Origin of the sequence: Bacillus sp. SM2101, assembly GCF_018588585.1 — a bacterium.
GTDB classification, from domain to species: Bacteria; Bacillota; Bacilli; order Bacillales; family SM2101; genus Nanhaiella; species Nanhaiella sioensis.
This window is the reverse complement of sequence record NZ_JAEUFG010000003.1, coordinates 120,797-138,857: the sequence shown is the minus strand read 5'-3', so window position 1 is coordinate 138,857 and position 18,061 is coordinate 120,797. Positions and strand designations below refer to the sequence as shown.

Here is an 18,061-nt window from a genome sequence, read left to right as displayed (position 1 = left end):
GATCGCCAAAACTGTTTGTCATACCAGGAGGCTTCTCATGAAACATAAAATTGCATTTTTCATAGGAACACTAGCAACAGGTGGAGCTGAAAGAGCGGTATCAAATTTAACATTAAATTTATCAAATGAATTTGATAACAATATAATTTTATTTGAAAATAAAGCAAAAGTTGAATACCCCTATACTGGAGAAATAATTAAAGTGAGAAATGTAAAAGCAAGCAATGTCATTTATAAATGTTTAGCACTTTATTATAGGATGAATATCATTAAGAAGCTAAAGAAAGAAAATGAAATTAAAACAATGATCAGCTTTTTAGAATATCCGAATCTAATCAACTTATTAACTAGAAAATATGGAAAAACGGTTATTTCTGTTAGAAATCATATGTCTACGAAACATCAAAAGGGGCTTAAAGCTTTTTTTTGGAAAAAGACTATCAAAATCTTGTATAAAAAAGCTGATAAAATTGTGGCAGTTTCACACGAAATTAAAAATGATTTAGTTACGAATTATGGCATTGATGCAGATAAAATAACAATTATTTATAACTCATACCCAATTCAAAAAATTAATCAATTATCAGAAGAACCCATTGAAGAGCAGTATAGAAGTATATTTGAACATCCAGTAATTATTACAGCTGGAAGATTAAATAAACAAAAGGGGCAGTGTCATCTCATTAGAGCATTTAGTAGAGTGAAAGCATTAAATCCAAATGCGAAACTAGTTATTCTGGGGGAAGGTGTATTAAAGGAAGAACTAGAACAATTGGCCGAGGATTTAAATATTAAACAAGATGTCCATTTTCTGGGTTTTCAGCAAAACCCATTTAAATATATTCATAAGTCACAAGTGTTTGTTCTTTCATCTTTATATGAAGGTTTTCCGAATGCATTAGCAGAAGCGATGGCTTGCGGTATACCTATCATTTCAACAGACTGTTTATCTGGTCCAAGAGAAATACTAGCACCAACTCATATGGGTGTTAAGAATATGACATATGAAGTTGATAGAGAGATGTTCGGAGTGTTAACACCAGTTTGTAGAAGTAATCATTTAAGGGAAACAGACAGCTTACTAGAAGAAGAATTAACGTTAGCTAATCACATTCATCACTTATTAAATAATGAAGATTTGAGGAAATATTATGCTAATAGAAGTGTTGAAAGGATAAGTGATTTTAATATAAATCATATTATTAAAGAATGGGAAAACATGATTTCTAAATTCTGTTAAGTATGACTATATTATTTAAGAGGTATATAACTTTGGATAATAAAGAATTAAAAGGAAAAATGATAAATGCTACTAAATGGGCAACGTTAACTGAGATCGCTGCAAAAATAGTTACTCCTATTACCAATATGATTTTAGCTAGAATCTTAGCTCCCGAGGCGTTTGGAGTTGTTGCGACCATCACAATGATTATTAGCTTTGCAGATATGTTTACAGATGCAGGGTTTCAAAAATACTTGGTTCAACGTGAGTTTAAGGATAAGGAAGAAAAGCTGAAAAATACGAACGTTGCTTTTTGGACAAACCTCGGAATTTCTTTGTTCCTTTGGGGAATAATCATTATATTTAGTGATTTAATTGCTACTTTAGTAGGAAATCCAGGTTTAGGAATCGTTGTTGCGATTTCTTGTATGGTATTACCTTTAACATCCTTTTCAAGTATTCAAATGGCATTATACAGACGAAGTTTTGATTTTCGGACTTTATTTACAGTAAGAGTAGGGACTGTATGTATCCCATTTTTTATTACGATCCCTTTAGCACTATTTGGTTTAGGTTATTGGTCGTTAATTATTGGTATGATTGCAGGACAATTATTTAGTGCAATTGTATTAACTGTAAAATCAGAATGGAAACCATCATTGTTTTATAAATTCAAAATATTAAGACAGATGCTTTCCTTTAGTATATGGTCGTTAATTGAAGGTGTAATGATCTGGTTTACCATTTGGGTAGACGTTCTTATTATTAGTGGTGCCTTAAGTGTCTATTATCTAGGAATATATAAAACATCTATTATGATGGTCGATGCTTTATTCGGGCTTATTATTGCTTCAACTGCACCTGTTTTATTTTCTGCTTTGTCACGTTTACAACATGATAATGAGAAGTTTAATCTTTTCTTCTTTAAAATCCAAAGATACGTTTCCTTGATCGTATTTCCACTGGGCATTGGTGTATACCTATATAGTGATTTAGCGACCCAAATATTTCTAGGGAATGATTGGTATGAAGCTAGCGATGTCATTGGTTATTGGGCGTTGACTAGTGCAATTATGGTAGGTGTCGGGCGATACTGTAGTGAAGTGTATCGAGCTAAAGGTCGCCCTAAATTATCAATATTAGCTCAAGTATTACATTTAGTCGTCTTAATTCCTGTTTGTCTCATCAGCGTTAAGTATGGGTTTTGGGTGTTAGTCATTGCGCGTTCATGGGTTAGGTTGCAGGGTATCATTGTTAATTTATTTATAATGAAGTTTGCAATCGGGATTTCTATAATTAAAATACTTAAAAATGTGCTCCCTTCAGCTTTTTTTGCAACTTTGATGGGTTTATTAGGATATCTTTTACAACAAATGAATGAGGGCCTCATCTGGGATTTTATATCGATTTTATTATGTATGATTTTTTATTTCTCGCTAAATATTCTTTTTCGAGATACACGGTTAGACCTAATCGGTTTAGTTCAACAAATGAAAAAGAGATCATAAAAAGAAGTTATTGTCTGGATGAATAATAGTATAGGTGGTGGGTAAATGAAGATTGGAGTTTTTTCCGATCCACAGGGACATGAGAAGGCTATTGTAGATGCTTGTATTGATAGAAATGTAGATTATGTCATTATTGATATATTTGCACCTAATTGGATAGAGCAGTTTGAGGAGGCTGAGTGTGACGGTTATATTGTACGCCCTCCTACTAAAACAAGATTGTGGAGAAACGTGTTCCTTAATAGAATATGGTTAATCAAAGATAGACTAGAAGGTAAATGCGTTCCTGAGCTTGAGAGCATTTTATATTATGAATCTAAAATTATGATGACTGACTTCTATAAATTAAATGAGCTGCCACATGTCTCGTCAAACACCTTTTTTAATATAAAAGAAGCACTACATTTCGTTAAACAAACAAAGGCATTTCCTAAGATCATTAAAAGTGATGGTGGAAATTCAGGCCTTGGTGTCAAAAAAATAAATTCTAAAGTTAAATTAATGCTTCAAATATACAAATCTTTTTTTACAAAAAATATCTTTAGAGGATATCATACATTAAATGATCTACCAAAGTTTGTGAAAAGCTATTTAAAGCCATTAAAAATGTATAAAAATATGAATAGAGAATACTTCCCTTTTACTGAAAGAGGACAGGGGTACATTCACATTCAAGAACATGTGGATATGAAAACAGAGTGGAGAGTAATAAAAATTGGCAATTCTTATTTTGGGTTTAGAAAACCAAAAGGGAAAAATGGGTTGCGAAGTGGATCTGGTTTTCTTGGTGACTGGGTAGATCCGCCAAAAGAATTGTTAAATTTGGTTAAAGCATGGTGTGAAAAATTAAAAATATCCTCAATGTCCTTTGATATCTTTGAGGATTTAGAAGGTAATTACTTGATTAATGAAATGCAGGTGTTTTTCGGATCAATTTCTCCTAGTCAAATGTACATTGATGGCATTCCAGGTAGATATATATGGGAAAATGGTAACTGGGTTTTTGTGGAGGGAGAATTTTGTAGGTATAATTGCAATTTGTTAAGGATAGAGTTATTAAATGAAATGATTTATGAGAAAGAACTAGCTGCTAGTTTTAACTAAAATATATGGCTCGCCAATCGGCGAGCCTTTATAATTTGCCATAAGAGCGAAAAGAATTAAGACATTGCTCTTGAATATACTGGTCAATGACGATTGTGTTTATATCCAATTGCTCGTTACTATCATTGCTTAATGATAATATTTTTAATTTTTTCTCATCAATATTTGTCATAGAAATATCATGCTTCAATTGGTTTAAAATTTCATTTGATATTTTTATGTGGTTTGGTAGCGCTTCCAAAAAGTATTTTTCAAGTCTACTATAGTTTGTTTTTCTTTGGTGTAGTCTTTTAAGAACTTCTGTATGTTTGACGTGAAGGTCTATTATTAACAGCGGTTTTGAGTGAACCATCTCTATTAATTGTTTTAAATCGAGTGGTTTAATGAGCTGGTGGGCACTATACTCAATTGACCACAGTGCCTGAACAAAACCTTGGTCTAAAATATGGATTCCTTTTTTAGTAGAATTAGCTTTAATAATGGCTATTACATATAACAGGTTAGAAACAGTTTTGATAAAATCATTATAACTTTTTTGGTGTGTTTTAAGAATAATATGAATAGCATAGATGCATATTTTTGGAGCTGTCAATAATATTTTCACAATATATAATAACTTAGTTATTTTTTTAAATAATTCTTTCTTCGAATTTATTTTATAAGTTGGCTCATTAACATGAAAGCCTTTAACTGATAATGATTTAGCCAACATATGTGATAGTGTTGTTTTTCCGACACCTGGAATACCTATAAATTCTATCATCATGTCTTTATGGTTATGAAAGTTTTTTATATGTGACCCCATATCTTTGTTTTCACCTCTGAAAGAACCTCATTTAACGATCGATTTGCATCTATTTCTATAACTGTAGCTTTTTCATTAAATTCTAATGAGCTAATGTCTTTGACTCTCTTTCGAAACTCCTCAAACTTCATATCTTTCTTTCTTTGAAATGCGATATCAGCTGAGATATTTAATCTAACAATGAGATCAGGAGGCTTCATATCCGCCTCTTTGTAAATTCTACTCTCCCACCTAGCCAAATACTGAATGATTTTATTCTTATGTTGTATCCAATCATGTAAGAGTGGTCCATCATTACGACCCATGATTTGATATTGAGGATAACGGTCTGTAATGATAACGTATCCAAGGCTCCTTAGCTTTCGAATTTTTTTTAACTTTTTTCTTTTTTCGAATGAAAGTGTTAAAGCCCAAGTAAACTTTGCAAGGACCGTTAGTTTTGTGCGAAGCTTTCTACCATGCAAGTGTTCTTGTTTTAATGGGTTCCCTTTTTTTATATGTCGTTTATCTGTCCATTGTTTTAGTAGCTTTAATGGATATCTAATGAGAGAGCTCGTACCATCTCCACTACCTAAATACATGTTATAAATGTCTAGTTTGCTAGATAAAAAAGAGGTTAATTCCGAAGTAATAGTAGATTTTCCAGATCCATCACAGCCGATAAAGGAGATAATTAAACCATCAGCTGGAAGTGTTATGCTACTAGAAGTAGTTGTTACCCTTGAAGTTGCGCTAGTGACAGCGTCATCAGTTGTACCCACATGTAAAGGCTCGTCTATCGTTTTCCTGCTTTTTATGCTTGCTAACAATGCATGCGTACGGAGAAGTGAAAAATCGTTGTATAATTCGTCTACGATAAATGAATAGTGAAGAGGAGTTAGTTGTTTATATTCTGGATGTCTATATCGTCCTTTAATTGTCAAAGAATCATTGCTTCTAGCTAATTTATGTATTTGCGGTACCCAAGTCAGATTCTTTTTTCTATTCTTATTGCTTCGAAGTTTACCGTATTTAATGTTTTCATAGTCGTTTATATTGAGACACTCCTTTCTGCAGTATTTTACAATTTCAATGCACCAACTTATACGTTGATCAAACTCCCCAACTTTATCTACTAGATTACGTGTAAAACATGCTGATCTTTCATACTATGATAGAATTGTAAAAGTTATTACTTTTGAAACAAAATGATAAACTTGGGGAGCTAAATTTAACTAGAGATTATAAACTGCTAATAATTAATTGACCGTTATTATCAACACTTATTTTGTATCTACTTCCGTTAGGTGATTTAAGGACGTAAGCATCCTCTCCTAAATCATGTTCGCTCGGCATTGGAAATGAGCTCATATCGAATGCACCCTCAACTACTTTTACACCTCCAATCCAAAAGGTCCCAGAACCTTCTCTTGATCTGATGCGTATTGAACCTGTTGGATTACCTCCGGTCGTAAATTGAAAAGCTAAAAACCTCATATAAGGACTAGGATAAATATCTTGATCTGCTATTCTGTTGTTATCTGGATCTTGAATAAATACCCTAATTTCATTTTTTAAAAATATACCTATTGTATAGGTAGTATTTGGTTTAAACGTAGCGGTGCTATTAATTCCCTGATAGGTTGAGGTCATGGTGATTTCCTGGACATATTCTCCTATTGCTTCGGTATTCGAAGGTAATAATTCTGCTTCACCGACTCCTTTATCGATATCGGGAATCCAATTTTCAGCGATGCCTGGATAACTTCCTTCCTCATTGAAAAAACCATATCCATCAAGTACATCTTGATCAGGTTTACGGTCTCTAAGAAAATAAACTTTAGATAGATCCTCAATGACCATAGGTACTGACTCAATAGCACCAACAACAATATCCTCACAGTCTTCGGTAATCCATACCCCAACGTTTCCGTATTTATCCCAACCATATGACCCTAATGCTCCACCTGCTTGCCTTCCAGTTAATCCACTAAGCTGTATGTTTCTTGAGCTTCTAATCATCAGTCCAATATCTATATTTTTCAGTGCATCTTGACCGCTAATATGAACCCCATTCGTATCTTCAACTAAAACATGATAAACATTTCCTGCTGTAGGGTTACTATAATTACCTTTTCCTTCAAAATAATTTCCAGCAACATTTACCCCTGCACTGCCAACATAGATACCACAATATTCATTAGATTCGAGTGTACAACCATGTACAAAGGATTCAACAGCTGCTACTACACCACAGTTTCCATTGGAGAGTGCCCAACAGTTCAACACATTGGTAGTTTGAGATTCAGAGCCCGCATGAAATCCGTTTTGACCATTTTGATTTGACATACATGCAATGAAGATTCCCTTCCATGATTTTTCATGATAAAAACCATGTCTCCCACATTGATCAGCAATAATATTTTGAATCACCCATTGATGTACGTCTACGATATGGATACCGTCTCTTGGTGCATTTTGAACTCGAAAATCAGACCACGTAAAGTTGTCAGTTCTTGATCCATTAGATAAATATATTAAATCCTCATTACCCGTGTTTGATGTTTCCTTCCAAATTAATTTTGAATATTCTTTTCCATCACCGACTATATTGATTGAGCCCTCAACTAGTAACGAATCATAGATGGAATAATTTCCAATAGGAATATATACAGTTTTAACATCTCCACTGACAGCAGCGTCAAAAGCAGACTGTATTGCGCCAGTTGAATCGCTGTTTCCAGTAGGGTCAGCACCATAATCTAATATGTTAACCACATTCATTTTTTATCATCCTTTTTTTGTTATTTATATATTCTGTGTAACACCTGCTTCAAATGATTGGACAAAATTACTATTTTTAATAAATATCAACGTCTAATCAGCTCCAAAAAAAATGGAATACAAGATTCATATAAACATAGGATGTAATAGTGTAGGTAGATTAATCAAAAGGGAAGGAATCTATGAGAGTATTTCAATTCAAGCTTGGGTCAAAGATCAGTCACTATACAAAAAACAAGGATTATTGGGAATTAATAAAGGGTTCTGGTGTGACATTTATATTACGCCTTTTGTCATTTATTCTGTTATATGTATTAAACTTTTTGATTGCAAAAGTTTATGGAGCTGAAGCATTAGGCATATATACGTTGTCATTTACGTTATTAACGATCTGCCTTACGCTCGTTTTACTTGGTACAGACACAGCAATCATTAGATTAATTACAGAATATCGTAGTCAATATTCTATGAAGCATGCAAACACCATTTTTACAAAGGTTATGAAATTACTATTACCACTCTCTGTTTTATTTAGTGCTTTACTTTTTATCTTAGCTGAGCCAATTGCTATCCTAGTATTTCAAGAACAACTGCTTATACAACCATTTAGAATAGTGTCTATCGTCTTACCCTTTATGGTTATGACAAGAATGTACTCAAAAGCATTTAGAGCGGTCAAATCTATTACAAAATCTATATATTTTGAAATTATTGGAATTCGTTTTGGGAACCTACTTTTACTAGTTTTTTTCCTGCTTATATTGAATAAAAACTTCATGCATATCATATATGCTCTTTCAATCGCTGTTACGATCACCGCATTTATGAGTATGTATTCTTGGCATAATTACATTCAAAAAGATGTAGGAGACCAAAAACTGTTATTTAATCAAATAGAAACGAAAAGTTTAAAGGAAATACTTCATATTTCAATTCCAATGTATTTAACGTCGGCTATGTCGCTTATCTTAAATTGGACAGATGTCGTTATGCTTGGTGTTTTTCAAAGTACTAGCGCTGTAGGAGTTTATAGTATTGTTCTTAAACTATCACTGTTAATTAGTTTTTCACTATCTTCTATTAATATGATTATTTTGCCTAAATTTTCTGAGCTGTACTGGGAAGGGCGAAAGCATGATTTAATAAAGATCTTCCGTTTTTCATCTAGACTCATCGTTTGGACGTCTATTCCACTGTTATTTATCATTATTCTTTTCGCGCCCGCTCTTTTGGGGATTTTTGGAGATGTCTATGTCGAAGGGGTAATCCCTCTTATCATTTTATGTATTGGTCAGTGTATTAATGCATGTGCTGGTAGTGTAATGCAACTGCTGAATATGACAGGGAATGAAAAATTAGCTAGGAATGCAATTGTCATTTCTGCAGTTACGAATGTGCTGGGCAACTTAATTTTAATACCTTTCTTTGGGATGATCGGTGCAGCTGTTGCAACATCATTAAGCATCATTGTTCGGGAAGTTATGGCTTCCATTTATGCTTATAAAATATTTAGCTTTCGTACATGGTACATTCCATTCGTAAAATAAAATAATGATATCAGTCATTGAAGAGTGTTTAAAGTCAACCAGCAGCAAATTGATGACTTAATTATTTTTTTAGTATTAGACATATGAATTGTTATGTAATTTTTTATAGGATCTGTTCATTGAATATAAAATACGAAGCTTTTGAAAAAGTTTGGGTCGAGGTCTTAGATTCAAAGACTATTAATCTTGTAGAAGAGTTTTATTGGAAGGTTGCTCAAAAAGTGGTTTTGTCTAGAACAGGTCATTTTATCTAGTAGTCATGTTATTTTTACGTATTGGTATAGTATGCCAAACGAATGGAAGGTAGAAAAGTACTACGCACTCTAGTTATCTTGATAGATATTTAGTATTAAAAAGAGATAGTTGGAATATTTGTTAGTTATGAACATAAAATTTAATATCATCAATTATATGAAAAACAACAGTACTTTTGTAAAAGCACTGTTCACAAAGTTATTGTGATGGCTATTGCATTAGAACGAAAAAGGTATGTAAGAAGTAGTCTTTAAAGAGGACAAGGTGTCATGAATATTCATTGAAAACGTATGATCATCATTTCTTCTATAAAACGACGACTGTTGAGTAAGAACTATATCTTTATCTTCTATTTTAGGAACTTATAGGGACAAAGCTTACTAAAAAGAGTCTTAATAAAAGTACATTTAGTTAATGTTATGGGTGGTAGAGTGTGAGATGTTTTTTTGTAATCATATTTATGATAGTTTACTAGTTTAAGTAATTAACAAAAGTGCTAGAAGAACAAAAGTAAGTAAATATATCATTGGAGGAAGAGATGGAAGCAGAAATCGATTTTAAACAAATACTTTATATCGTTATTAAAAAAATATGGATTGTAATCATCATGATGATAGTAGCCATTGTTATTAGTGGATTAATCAGTTTTTATGTTCTAACTCCTACCTACAAATCATCTGCACAAATACTAGTTTCACCGACTAATTCTCAAGTACAGCCATTCAGTTCTAATGACATTCGACTCAGCTTAGAGTTAATAAATACTTATAGCGAAATTATAAAAAGTCCGTTTATTTTAGAACAAGTAGTGGAGGAACTAGAGTTAAGCTACTCTCCTTCAAGTTTAAATAAGCTAATAACGATACAAACGGAAAGTCAATCACAAGTCTTTTCGATTGAAGTGACTAATGAGGATAATGAATTAGCCGCACAAATTACGAATACTATTGTACAAGTTTTCAAAGAAAATATTTATGAGCTAATGAATGTAAACAATGTGACAATCTTAGCTGAAGCTAAGGCTTCGAGCAATCCTATCAAACCAAACCCAAACCTAATCATTGCTCTCTCTGTTGTAGCTTCTATTTTAGTTTCATTAGTACTCATTTTTTTAATAGAGTTTTTCGATAATTCTGTGAAATCAGAACAAGATATTGATGATTTAAGCATGAATATACTAGGTACTGTGAATAAAATAAAAAAGATAAAAGTCAAAAAAGATTCGACAAACATAGAGGTTCAACTAGAGAGGGGAGTGAATAACCTTGAGAACTGAAAAAGGCAAAGCTAAAAGTAGATTACGAGGTAGGATCGCTTATTTGAAGCCAAAAACAATAGTATCGGAACAGTATCGATCCCTACGGACAAACATCCAATTTAGTATGAATGCTCATGCCAAGCAATCAATTGTTGTTACTTCTTCGATTCCTAATGAAGGCAAGTCTACTACGATTACTAACTTATCAATCTCATTTGCACAACAAGGAAAACGTATATTAATTGTTGATGCTGATCTTCGAAAACCAACTTTACACAATATATTTAGAATATCTCAAGAAAATGGACTAACAAATTTTTTAGCAGGGTTTTATTCTTCGATTGATGATGTCATTTCTAATACTGAAATAGATCATTTATCCATCGTTCCGTGTGGCCCAATCCCAAATAACCCTGCTGAACTACTTAGTTCAAAACGTATGAATGACTTTTTGGAAGAAGCGCTCCAGAAATTTGATCTGGTTTTGTTAGATACTCCTCCTGTTTTAGCAGTAACCGATGCACAAATTGTTTCCAATTTATGTGGTGGTGTTCTTCTTGTAGTGAAAAGCGGAAAAACAGATAAAAAACAGGTAAAAAAAGCTAAAGAATTACTGGAGCAAACGAATGCGAATATTTTAGGAGCAGTACTAAATAAAAAGGTAGCAGGTAAAAATAAATATTTTAATTATATTAGATAGGGTTTTTCTCGTAAACTTTGTTGCTTTTTTAACTAGTTAGCAACAAGGCATTATCAAATCTCTGTTATTTAAAGTAGAAGTGCGAGCGTGAAGTGTGAATGTGTGATTATCTGATTATCAAAAAAAATCATTCAAAGGATTAGACAAGAGAAAAGGCACAAGTTTTTAACTGTGCCATTAGCGTACATTAATGTTCCAATTGATTTAACTCTTGCATACACTCTTGGACAAGGGTGACTGCCTGACTCATTGAAGCTCCGCCTCCAAATGCTGTAGTCACTCCACAAGCTTCTAGTATTTCTTGTTCAGTGCATCCTTGATCCAAACACCCTTTTATATGGTAAATAATACAATATTCATCTTGAGCATATAAACTAATACCTAATGCAATCAATTGCTTTTCCTTCTGTGATAAGCTACCTTCCTTAAAGCATTCTTCAGTAAAAGAATGATACTTTTTAGCTAGCTCGGGCATCTTTTCAGTAAATAAACCGAGTCCAGCCTTATAATGATGAAGAGATGCTTCCGTTGAATTTCTAGCTTCAAACTCCATTATCATCAACTCCATTTCTAATTTGCAAAGGTCAACAGTTATTATAAGCTAATTGAGAAGTAATTAAACGAAAGAAGGCGACAATTTTCTTTTTAGTTTCGGTTGGTTTAAAATAGAATATCGAATATGAAAAGCGCCCATTTTTGAACACTAATAGCCTATAGCCCATCAATTATTAGTTAAACTTTTTTAATCCTGCATGCTATTTTAAACTTTATAAGAATAGCTAGGATCGTTTAACTGATTACTAATGTTTCTTTTCGTAAACGCTGTGTTATTTTTTACTATGATGAATTTTATGAGAACTTAAAAATGTCTTGAACACTCGATGTATACGGGCTTTATATGTAAGAACGAAAAGTAACGATTAATGCGGAAACAGCCAATATTAATCAACATTAGTTGATGGCTAAAAATCTTAGCGAGTAATTTTGTATTTAAGGTGTCATTGTAGTTCCATTTAGGTTTCTTATGATGTGTGAGGTATGAAAGGTAGGAGAGAGGATTGAAAAGGATTCTAGTAACTGGAGCTGCTGGCTTTATAGGAGCACATGTATCAAGACGGTTATTACAGGATGGCTATGATGTTGTTGGGGTTGATAATTTAAACGATTACTACAATGTCTCGTTGAAAAAAGATAGATTAAAATTGTTAGAACATAAAAATTTTATGTTTAAGAAATGTAGCATTACTGACGAACATGCGATCATGAATGTGTTTCGTGAATATCAGCCAACTGTAGTCATACATCTAGCTGCTCAACCAGGTGTGCGTTATAGCTTAGAAAACCCTCATGCCTATATTAACTCGAACATAGTTGGATTCGTTAATATGCTAGAAGCTTGCCGCCGTCATAGTATAGAACAGCTAATTTATGCTTCCTCAAGCTCAGTATATGGTGCAAATACGAAGCAACCATTTTCTGTGCACGATAATGTCGATCATCCTGTTAGCTTATATGCAGCAACGAAAAAAGCTAATGAGTTAATGGCACATACGTATAGTCATCTTTACAATCTTCCGACAACAGGTTTACGCTTCTTCACAGTATACGGTCCGTGGGGGCGTCCTGATATGGCACCATTTTTATTTACTAGGGCAATTATAAATGGAGAACCAATTGATGTTTATAATAAAGGGGACATGAAGCGAGATTTTACATATATTGATGATATTGTTGAAAGCATAAGTAGATTATTACAAAAAAAACCTGAGCCAAATGAACATTGGTCTGGAAACAATCCTGATCCTGGAACGAGCTATGTACCATACAGAGTATTTAATATTGGCAGTAATAACCCGATCAAATTGACTGACTTTATTCAAGCTATTGAGGAAAAGTTAGGTATGACTGCAAAAAAGAATTTTTTGCCCCTTCAAGCAGGCGATGTTGTAGAAACATATGCGGATGTTGAGGATTTAATAAATGAGATCGAGTTTAAGCCACAAACATCACTTAAAGAAGGAGTAAGTAAATTTATTGATTGGTATTTAAAATACAATGAAGCTTAATCCATGCGGACATCAGGTGAAGGATAGACTCCACCTGAATGCTCTTTCCTTGTAACTTTTGCTGTTATCGCTTTGTTTGTTGACTTTCGTTCTAACATATAAGTACATACACATCTAGTGATCGAGGCACCTTTTCTATTTTTACATCTCATAAAACGCATAGTACTGTCCATTTTTAGTGAAAATAGAACAGTATACGAAGAGCCTACACTTTAAAACGCCCAACCATAGCCTGTAATTCAGCTGCGGTATTTGCAAGAACGACCGTCGCATGAGAGATGTCTTCCATCGTTGCGCTTTGTTCCTCTGTTAGTGCAGCAACGTTTTGGGTATTTGCTGAAGATTGCTCCGCTATGTTAACAATTTCCTCCGAAGCCACGACAATGTTGTTAGCGCTTGCATTTACATGCTCAACGGTTGTTGATACTTCTGTCGATTGTGTAGCTATTTCTTCAATCATCTTGGCGATCTCATTGAATGCTTGTCCAGTTTGGTTAATTAATGAAAGGCCGTTCGTAACATCTGTCTTTCCTTCAATCATAGATTGCACTGCTTTATCTGCTTCGAATTGAATTTCTTCAATAAGCTTTCGAATGTCTTCTGTCGCACTACCAGATTGTTCAGCTAACTTTCTAACCTCATCTGCTACAACAGCAAATCCTTTCCCATGCTCACCAGCCCTTGCTGCTTCTATGGCTGCATTTAATGCTAATAAATTTGTTTGTTCAGCTATTTCGGTTATGAGTGTAACAATCTTGCCAATCGCTTTTGATTTTTCGCCGAATTTGTTAACAATCTCTGAAGCGAAAGCTGCTTGCTGCTGAATTTGAGTCATTTGTGCTGCCGTTTTTGTGACCGCTTCAGTTCCTAAGTTTGCTTGTTTGTTTGTCGTTTCTGTTAACCTCGCTACAGACTGGATAGATGAAGCAACTTGGTTAATGCCTGATGAAATATCTGACATAAATTGTGATGTAGAGGCTGTTTTTGAGAGTTGATTGTCTGTTCCAGACGCGACGCCTTGAAGAGCGAGAGCGATTTGCTCAGTTGCTCTGTTGTTCATTTCGGTGCTTGAAGACAGTTCCTGTGAACGTTCTGATACTTGAATCGATACATCATAGACTTTTGTAATAAGCTGGTGCCATTCGTCACTCATTTCGTTTATTGATATCGCAATTGGCTTTAAGCTTCCGGTTCTGTTTTCATCTAGACGAGATGTTAAGTCACCTTCTGCAAGTCGATTCGTATGTTTAATGATCATGGTCATTGGACGGAAAAACTTTTGGTAATTTAAAAAGCTAATAAGTGAACCGATGATTGCACCTCCAATGATAACACCAATCACATTAGTAACAAATGAGGTTCGTTCTAAGCCAATTATGGTACTTAATGATATACCTAATATAGAACTACCGATTGCAGCAAATAAAATTGTCCGAATTAAGTATCTTGTAAGTGAAACAGGACTTGACATATGCTGTTCTCCTCTCAAAATATTTATATTTTTACATATTATACTAATATCTTCTTGTTTTGTCATGAACTGATTGAGCTAACTAATAGATAAAGAAGGAGAGAGTCGTATGCGCGTTGATATTCTTTGCATGAAAAACACCCATTTATTAATAGCAAGAAGGGCGTTTTCTATATAAGTATAAGGCTTCTTTTATCAATTTTCGCAGGAATGGGTCGTTTCATCGAAAGAGGTGAACACAAATAAGCTAATATTCGTGGCATCTTTTCTACCTAAACAATTAATGAGCACTCATAAAACTCGTCAAATTGTCCATTTTTAATAAAAATAGCAACAAAGTATACGAAAAGAGCCTTTATCAAAGCTTGATTTGCATTGTGTGAATGAGATCTTCAAAGCCAAACTCCTCATAAAGATTTTTGGCGGGATTTTTAGCAAAAACATTTAGTTGAACGTATTTATAACCATGTTGCTTACATTTATTTAAGCCAGCTTTTAATAATTTATTTCCGATCCCTTTTTTGCGATGTTCTTCAAGCACATATAAGTCTGCAATATAGCCGATATACGTATTTTTAATAGAATCTATCGTCCCTGTAACAAGAACCCAGCCTAATAGTTTATGGTCCTCCTTTGCAACTAAATAATAGCCATTACTTAGGGCCATTTTGATGCCATTCACTGCATGCTGTTCATGCCCTTTAGCGTAGCCCATCGTGCTTTCGACAGCTACTTTCTTAGCATGCCGAAATATTGTTTGCACATCACTATTTGACGCTTTCACTATTTTCATTTTGACTCTCCTCGCACCTTAAGTTATTTACTGTATATTCACCGTAAATTTGAAAGTGCATGTCACGGTACTAAAAACGCCAGAAATCATACTAGTATAAGAATGGTATTTTTTGTGAATGTACTGGTTATTATTTGAATTTGAAAGAGTAATAGTATATAAAGATAGAAAGGGTTAAGGGATATTGTGGTTATCACCACTAAAATGTCAGCAAGATAAGATAGGGTTTAGTTTATGAAGCTGTTATCCTTCCACTGAAGAATGGGTGGCACGAATACTAGCTGTATACGTATTCTAACCTTCATTCGAAAGTAACAATTACCCTTAATGAATGAGTGCAGTTAGTGAAGCTTTCCTGCGATTGTCATCGCAATTAACATTGGATAACTCGAAAGCTAATTGTATTCCACTATATTTTTTAGCAAGGGGTATTTTCATAAACTTTGTTGCCATAGTTCCTCTTTTCGTAAACTTTGTTACTAGTTATCAAATTAGTACCATAAAAAGTGATTTTATATGTTAGCCATCTTGGTAAAGAAGAAAAGATGCCACGAATGTTAGATATATACGTACTTATACCTTAGAACGAAAAGCAATAATCAATGCGTAAACAGCCATTAATAATAAAGTTGTCAGTTTTACTAAACAGTCAGCGTTTTAAAGAAGCAGGTGTCTTCCCTTCTAGTTGTTGAATACACTAGAAAGAAAAGGCTTCACATTGGCTTGAAATCCGTAGCGATCTGTTCTGTTAACTGTAATCAATGCTAAATAATGAATTGAAAATAAGACTTATGGAAGGTGTATTATGTTAAAAACAGAAGGAATAAAACCGATCATTTCTACACAACAATTTCTCGACATTTTAAAGTATGCACACCAACAAGGCAATGGCTCTGAAACGATAACGGCAAAAGAATTAGTAAGTAAATTATCAGCAAAAATAGCAGGAGAAGGAGTAAAATAAGCTAACTGAAACAAATTGTTAAACTGTCAAGAACACGCTGACGGTGTCATATGATCTAGTGAAATGAGTATAATGAAAAAAAGATATAAATTTTTAATATTTTGGCTATAAATAGTAGTTGAATAACTGTTAAAAAAGGATGGAATAGGTCAGGGTGAGGTAGTTCAATGAGCTTTGGTAAGGGCAACTGCAAATAGCAAAGGTGGATGGTGGAAATCCCACGTATGTATAGGGTCAGCGCTTCCTTTGTCAGTTGTTTCCCACACTTGATACCAACCTTTTTAAGGATATGCATATAGAAGGGGATTATAAATGAAACAAAAAGCTGTACTTATACTCATTTGGCTGTCTGTTATTAGTTGTGCGGCCGTCATTTTTTACTTTTCATCACAACCATATTCACAGCAAGACTTAAGACCACAACTAGCAAAATATATCGACAAGCAATGGATTATCGATTATTTTTCTCATATACAATTTACTTATAGTGGATCGGAAATCAGTGTGGCAAGTAAGGGACCTTATTCATTTCTTGAGTTTTTCATCCGTAAAGGTGCTCACTTCTTTATTTATTTTTTATTAGGCTTTTTAACACTCAATGCTCTAGCGATGATTTTCCGAAATAAATGGAAATGCATGATCTATGCGATGTCATTTATCATTATTTATGCTGCTAGCGATGAAATTCATCAAATGTTTACGGGCAGTCGTTCCCCGCTTATAGCCGATGTCCTTTTAGATAGCTTTGGTGGTTTAGTGGGAATCGTAACAGCTGCAATAATTTTCAGAAAATCTGTGAAAATAACTGGATTCTATGTCTTCAAGAAATAAAGTTCAGCTCCAAGTTTTTAGATGATGTACATATGGAAAGTAGCAAACGATTCTTCACTCGAATGAATCGTTTTAATGATGCCATTAATTGAAAAAGTCATATAAACACAGTACTAATATGTATATGTGGTGATATTAATTGTCTTTGCCTTATACTTTTTTCGTTAACTTGATTGCTGAAATGAGATGATATGTGATTCATACAATTTTATATCACAAAAGATGCCACGAATTTTAGTTGTGAACGTGAGTATTTCTTAGTAAGAAAAACAGCCTTACTTTATATAAAGTAAGGTAGGAGATAGGGATATGTGCGAACATTCGATAATTTGTCTACGTGTTACTATGATTTAAAGCCTAGAGCTGAAGGTTGTTTTACTATGCACCACATGTTTGCTAAATAGATATTTTATCTACCTGAATGTGCTGTGAATTACATCTACCTAGCGTTTTTCCTTCCTATCATGCTTTACTTCTTTAGTTTCTTCTCCACTAATTGTAACAGTTGCTGCCACTGCTCAGCTTTCCCCTCGTGTTTTGGGTTTACTGTAGTTTTCTTTCGTCCTCTCGTTCGTTTAGGCTTTTCCAAATCTTCCTACCTCCTTGATCGATGTTTTAGTTCGCTATGAGATGGGTCCCCCATACCTAAGTAGGGGGGAGGTATTTATCAAGAGTAGCTAATTGGCAAACTGGTTGCCTCTATATCTACAACAGCTCATTAGGTGAAACCTGCTCTAGAGTTTAATATGGACTTTATAGCTTGTTAACAAATAT

Annotated in this window: 15 protein-coding genes and 1 pseudogene; 9 read left to right on the top strand and 7 right to left on the bottom strand. The window is 33.8% G+C overall.

Annotated elements, in window-relative coordinates:
- Positions 1–37: 37 nt before the first annotated feature.
- Genes JM172_RS04110 through JM172_RS04100 form a run of 3 tightly spaced genes read left to right on the top strand, consistent with a single transcriptional unit; the run spans position 38 to position 3,834 of the window.
- Positions 38–1,240 (top strand): glycosyltransferase, encoded by a 1,203-nt coding sequence (locus JM172_RS04110; RefSeq protein WP_214480825.1) that lies wholly within the window; start codon positions 38–40, stop codon positions 1,238–1,240.
- Between the two features lie 32 nt (positions 1,241–1,272).
- Positions 1,273–2,730, top strand: coding sequence for a lipopolysaccharide biosynthesis protein (locus tag JM172_RS04105; RefSeq protein WP_214480824.1), 1,458 nt, complete (start codon positions 1,273–1,275; stop codon positions 2,728–2,730).
- A 45-nt stretch (positions 2,731–2,775) separates the two neighbouring features.
- Positions 2,776–3,834, top strand: a complete 1,059-nt coding sequence (locus JM172_RS04100) for a hypothetical protein (RefSeq protein ID WP_214480823.1) — start codon at positions 2,776–2,778, stop codon at positions 3,832–3,834.
- A gap of 28 nt (positions 3,835–3,862) precedes the next feature.
- Here JM172_RS04100 and JM172_RS04095 read toward each other — a convergent pair whose 3' ends face one another.
- The 3 genes from JM172_RS04095 to JM172_RS04085 form a co-directional block, all read right to left on the bottom strand.
- Positions 3,863–4,639 (bottom strand): AAA family ATPase, encoded by a 777-nt coding sequence (locus tag JM172_RS04095; RefSeq protein ID WP_214480822.1) that lies wholly within the window; start codon positions 4,637–4,639, stop codon positions 3,863–3,865.
- Positions 4,624–5,562, bottom strand: a complete 939-nt coding sequence (locus JM172_RS04090; RefSeq protein WP_214480821.1) for a nucleoside/nucleotide kinase family protein — start codon at positions 5,560–5,562, stop codon at positions 4,624–4,626. The genes JM172_RS04095 and JM172_RS04090 overlap by 16 nt, the downstream gene beginning before the upstream one ends.
- A 298-nt stretch (positions 5,563–5,860) precedes the next feature.
- The gene (locus JM172_RS04085; protein WP_214480820.1) at positions 5,861–7,402 is read right to left on the bottom strand and encodes a right-handed parallel beta-helix repeat-containing protein; all 1,542 of its coding nucleotides are present in this window, start codon (positions 7,400–7,402) and stop codon (positions 5,861–5,863) included.
- A gap of 182 nt (positions 7,403–7,584) precedes the next feature.
- Between JM172_RS04085 and JM172_RS04080 the strand changes: the two genes are divergently transcribed.
- From JM172_RS04080 to JM172_RS04070, 3 genes are all read left to right on the top strand, one after another.
- The gene (locus tag JM172_RS04080) at positions 7,585–8,949 is read left to right on the top strand and encodes a flippase (protein WP_214480819.1); all 1,365 of its coding nucleotides are present in this window, start codon (positions 7,585–7,587) and stop codon (positions 8,947–8,949) included.
- 793 nt (positions 8,950–9,742) lie between these two features.
- Positions 9,743–10,480: a YveK family protein gene (locus JM172_RS04075; protein ID WP_214480818.1), complete on the top strand. Its 738-nt coding sequence runs from the start codon at positions 9,743–9,745 to the stop codon at positions 10,478–10,480.
- Positions 10,470–11,162 carry a CpsD/CapB family tyrosine-protein kinase gene (locus tag JM172_RS04070; protein ID WP_214480817.1) on the top strand — a complete coding sequence of 231 codons (693 nt, stop codon included), beginning with the start codon at positions 10,470–10,472 and terminating at the stop codon, positions 11,160–11,162. The genes JM172_RS04075 and JM172_RS04070 overlap by 11 nt, the downstream gene beginning before the upstream one ends.
- Positions 11,163–11,349: 187 nt before the next feature.
- Here JM172_RS04070 and JM172_RS04065 read toward each other — a convergent pair whose 3' ends face one another.
- Positions 11,350–11,715 carry a carboxymuconolactone decarboxylase family protein gene (locus tag JM172_RS04065; RefSeq protein ID WP_214480816.1) on the bottom strand — a complete coding sequence of 122 codons (366 nt, stop codon included), beginning with the start codon at positions 11,713–11,715 and terminating at the stop codon, positions 11,350–11,352.
- 505 nt (positions 11,716–12,220) lie between these two features.
- Between JM172_RS04065 and JM172_RS04060 the strand changes: the two genes are divergently transcribed.
- On the top strand, positions 12,221–13,228 hold the full coding sequence (locus tag JM172_RS04060) for an NAD-dependent epimerase (RefSeq protein ID WP_214480815.1): 1,008 nt from the start codon (positions 12,221–12,223) through the stop codon (positions 13,226–13,228).
- Positions 13,229–13,433: 205 nt separating this feature from the next.
- Here JM172_RS04060 and JM172_RS04055 read toward each other — a convergent pair whose 3' ends face one another.
- The 3 genes and pseudogenes from JM172_RS04055 to JM172_RS04050 form a co-directional block, all read right to left on the bottom strand.
- Positions 13,434–14,288 carry a methyl-accepting chemotaxis protein gene (locus JM172_RS04055; RefSeq protein ID WP_483297241.1) on the bottom strand — a complete coding sequence of 285 codons (855 nt, stop codon included), beginning with the start codon at positions 14,286–14,288 and terminating at the stop codon, positions 13,434–13,436.
- Between the two features lie 96 nt (positions 14,289–14,384).
- A pseudogene (locus tag JM172_RS25605) lies at positions 14,385–14,486 on the bottom strand (hypothetical protein); the annotation flags it as partial.
- A gap of 571 nt (positions 14,487–15,057) precedes the next feature.
- Positions 15,058–15,492, bottom strand: coding sequence for a GNAT family N-acetyltransferase (locus tag JM172_RS04050; RefSeq protein WP_214480813.1), 435 nt, complete (start codon positions 15,490–15,492; stop codon positions 15,058–15,060).
- Positions 15,493–16,297: 805 nt separating this feature from the next.
- Between JM172_RS04050 and JM172_RS04045 the strand changes: the two genes are divergently transcribed.
- Both JM172_RS04045 and JM172_RS04040 read left to right on the top strand, forming a co-directional pair.
- Positions 16,298–16,456, top strand: coding sequence for a YwzD family small protein (locus JM172_RS04045; protein ID WP_214480812.1), 159 nt, complete (start codon positions 16,298–16,300; stop codon positions 16,454–16,456).
- A gap of 312 nt (positions 16,457–16,768) precedes the next feature.
- A complete protein-coding gene (locus JM172_RS04040; RefSeq protein WP_214480811.1) occupies positions 16,769–17,287 on the top strand; it encodes a VanZ family protein in 519 nt (172 codons plus the stop codon).
- Positions 17,288–18,061 lie beyond the last annotated feature (774 nt).

Bases quoted from the DNA above. Each gene is read 5' to 3' on its own strand.
- JM172_RS04110 (WP_214480825.1), top strand. From the start codon at position 38: ATGAAACATAAAATTGCATTTTTCATAGGAACACTAGCAACAGGTGGA.
- JM172_RS04100 (WP_214480823.1), top strand. From the start codon at position 2,776: ATGAAGATTGGAGTTTTTTCCGATCCACAGGGACATGAGAAGGCTATT.
- JM172_RS04095 (WP_214480822.1), bottom strand. From the start codon at position 4,639: ATGGGGTCACATATAAAAAACTTTCATAACCATAAAGACATGATGATA.
- JM172_RS04085 (WP_214480820.1), bottom strand. From the start codon at position 7,402: ATGAATGTGGTTAACATATTAGATTATGGTGCTGACCCTACTGGAAAC.
- JM172_RS04080 (WP_214480819.1), top strand. From the start codon at position 7,585: ATGAGAGTATTTCAATTCAAGCTTGGGTCAAAGATCAGTCACTATACA.
- JM172_RS04075 (WP_214480818.1), top strand. From the start codon at position 9,743: ATGGAAGCAGAAATCGATTTTAAACAAATACTTTATATCGTTATTAAA.
- JM172_RS04065 (WP_214480816.1), bottom strand. From the start codon at position 11,715: ATGGAGTTTGAAGCTAGAAATTCAACGGAAGCATCTCTTCATCATTAT.
- JM172_RS04055 (WP_483297241.1), bottom strand. From the start codon at position 14,288: ATGAACAACAGAGCAACTGAGCAAATCGCTCTCGCTCTTCAAGGCGTC.
- JM172_RS04050 (WP_214480813.1), bottom strand. From the start codon at position 15,492: ATGAAAATAGTGAAAGCGTCAAATAGTGATGTGCAAACAATATTTCGG.
- JM172_RS04045 (WP_214480812.1), top strand. From the start codon at position 16,298: ATGTTAAAAACAGAAGGAATAAAACCGATCATTTCTACACAACAATTT.
- JM172_RS04040 (WP_214480811.1), top strand. From the start codon at position 16,769: ATGAAACAAAAAGCTGTACTTATACTCATTTGGCTGTCTGTTATTAGT.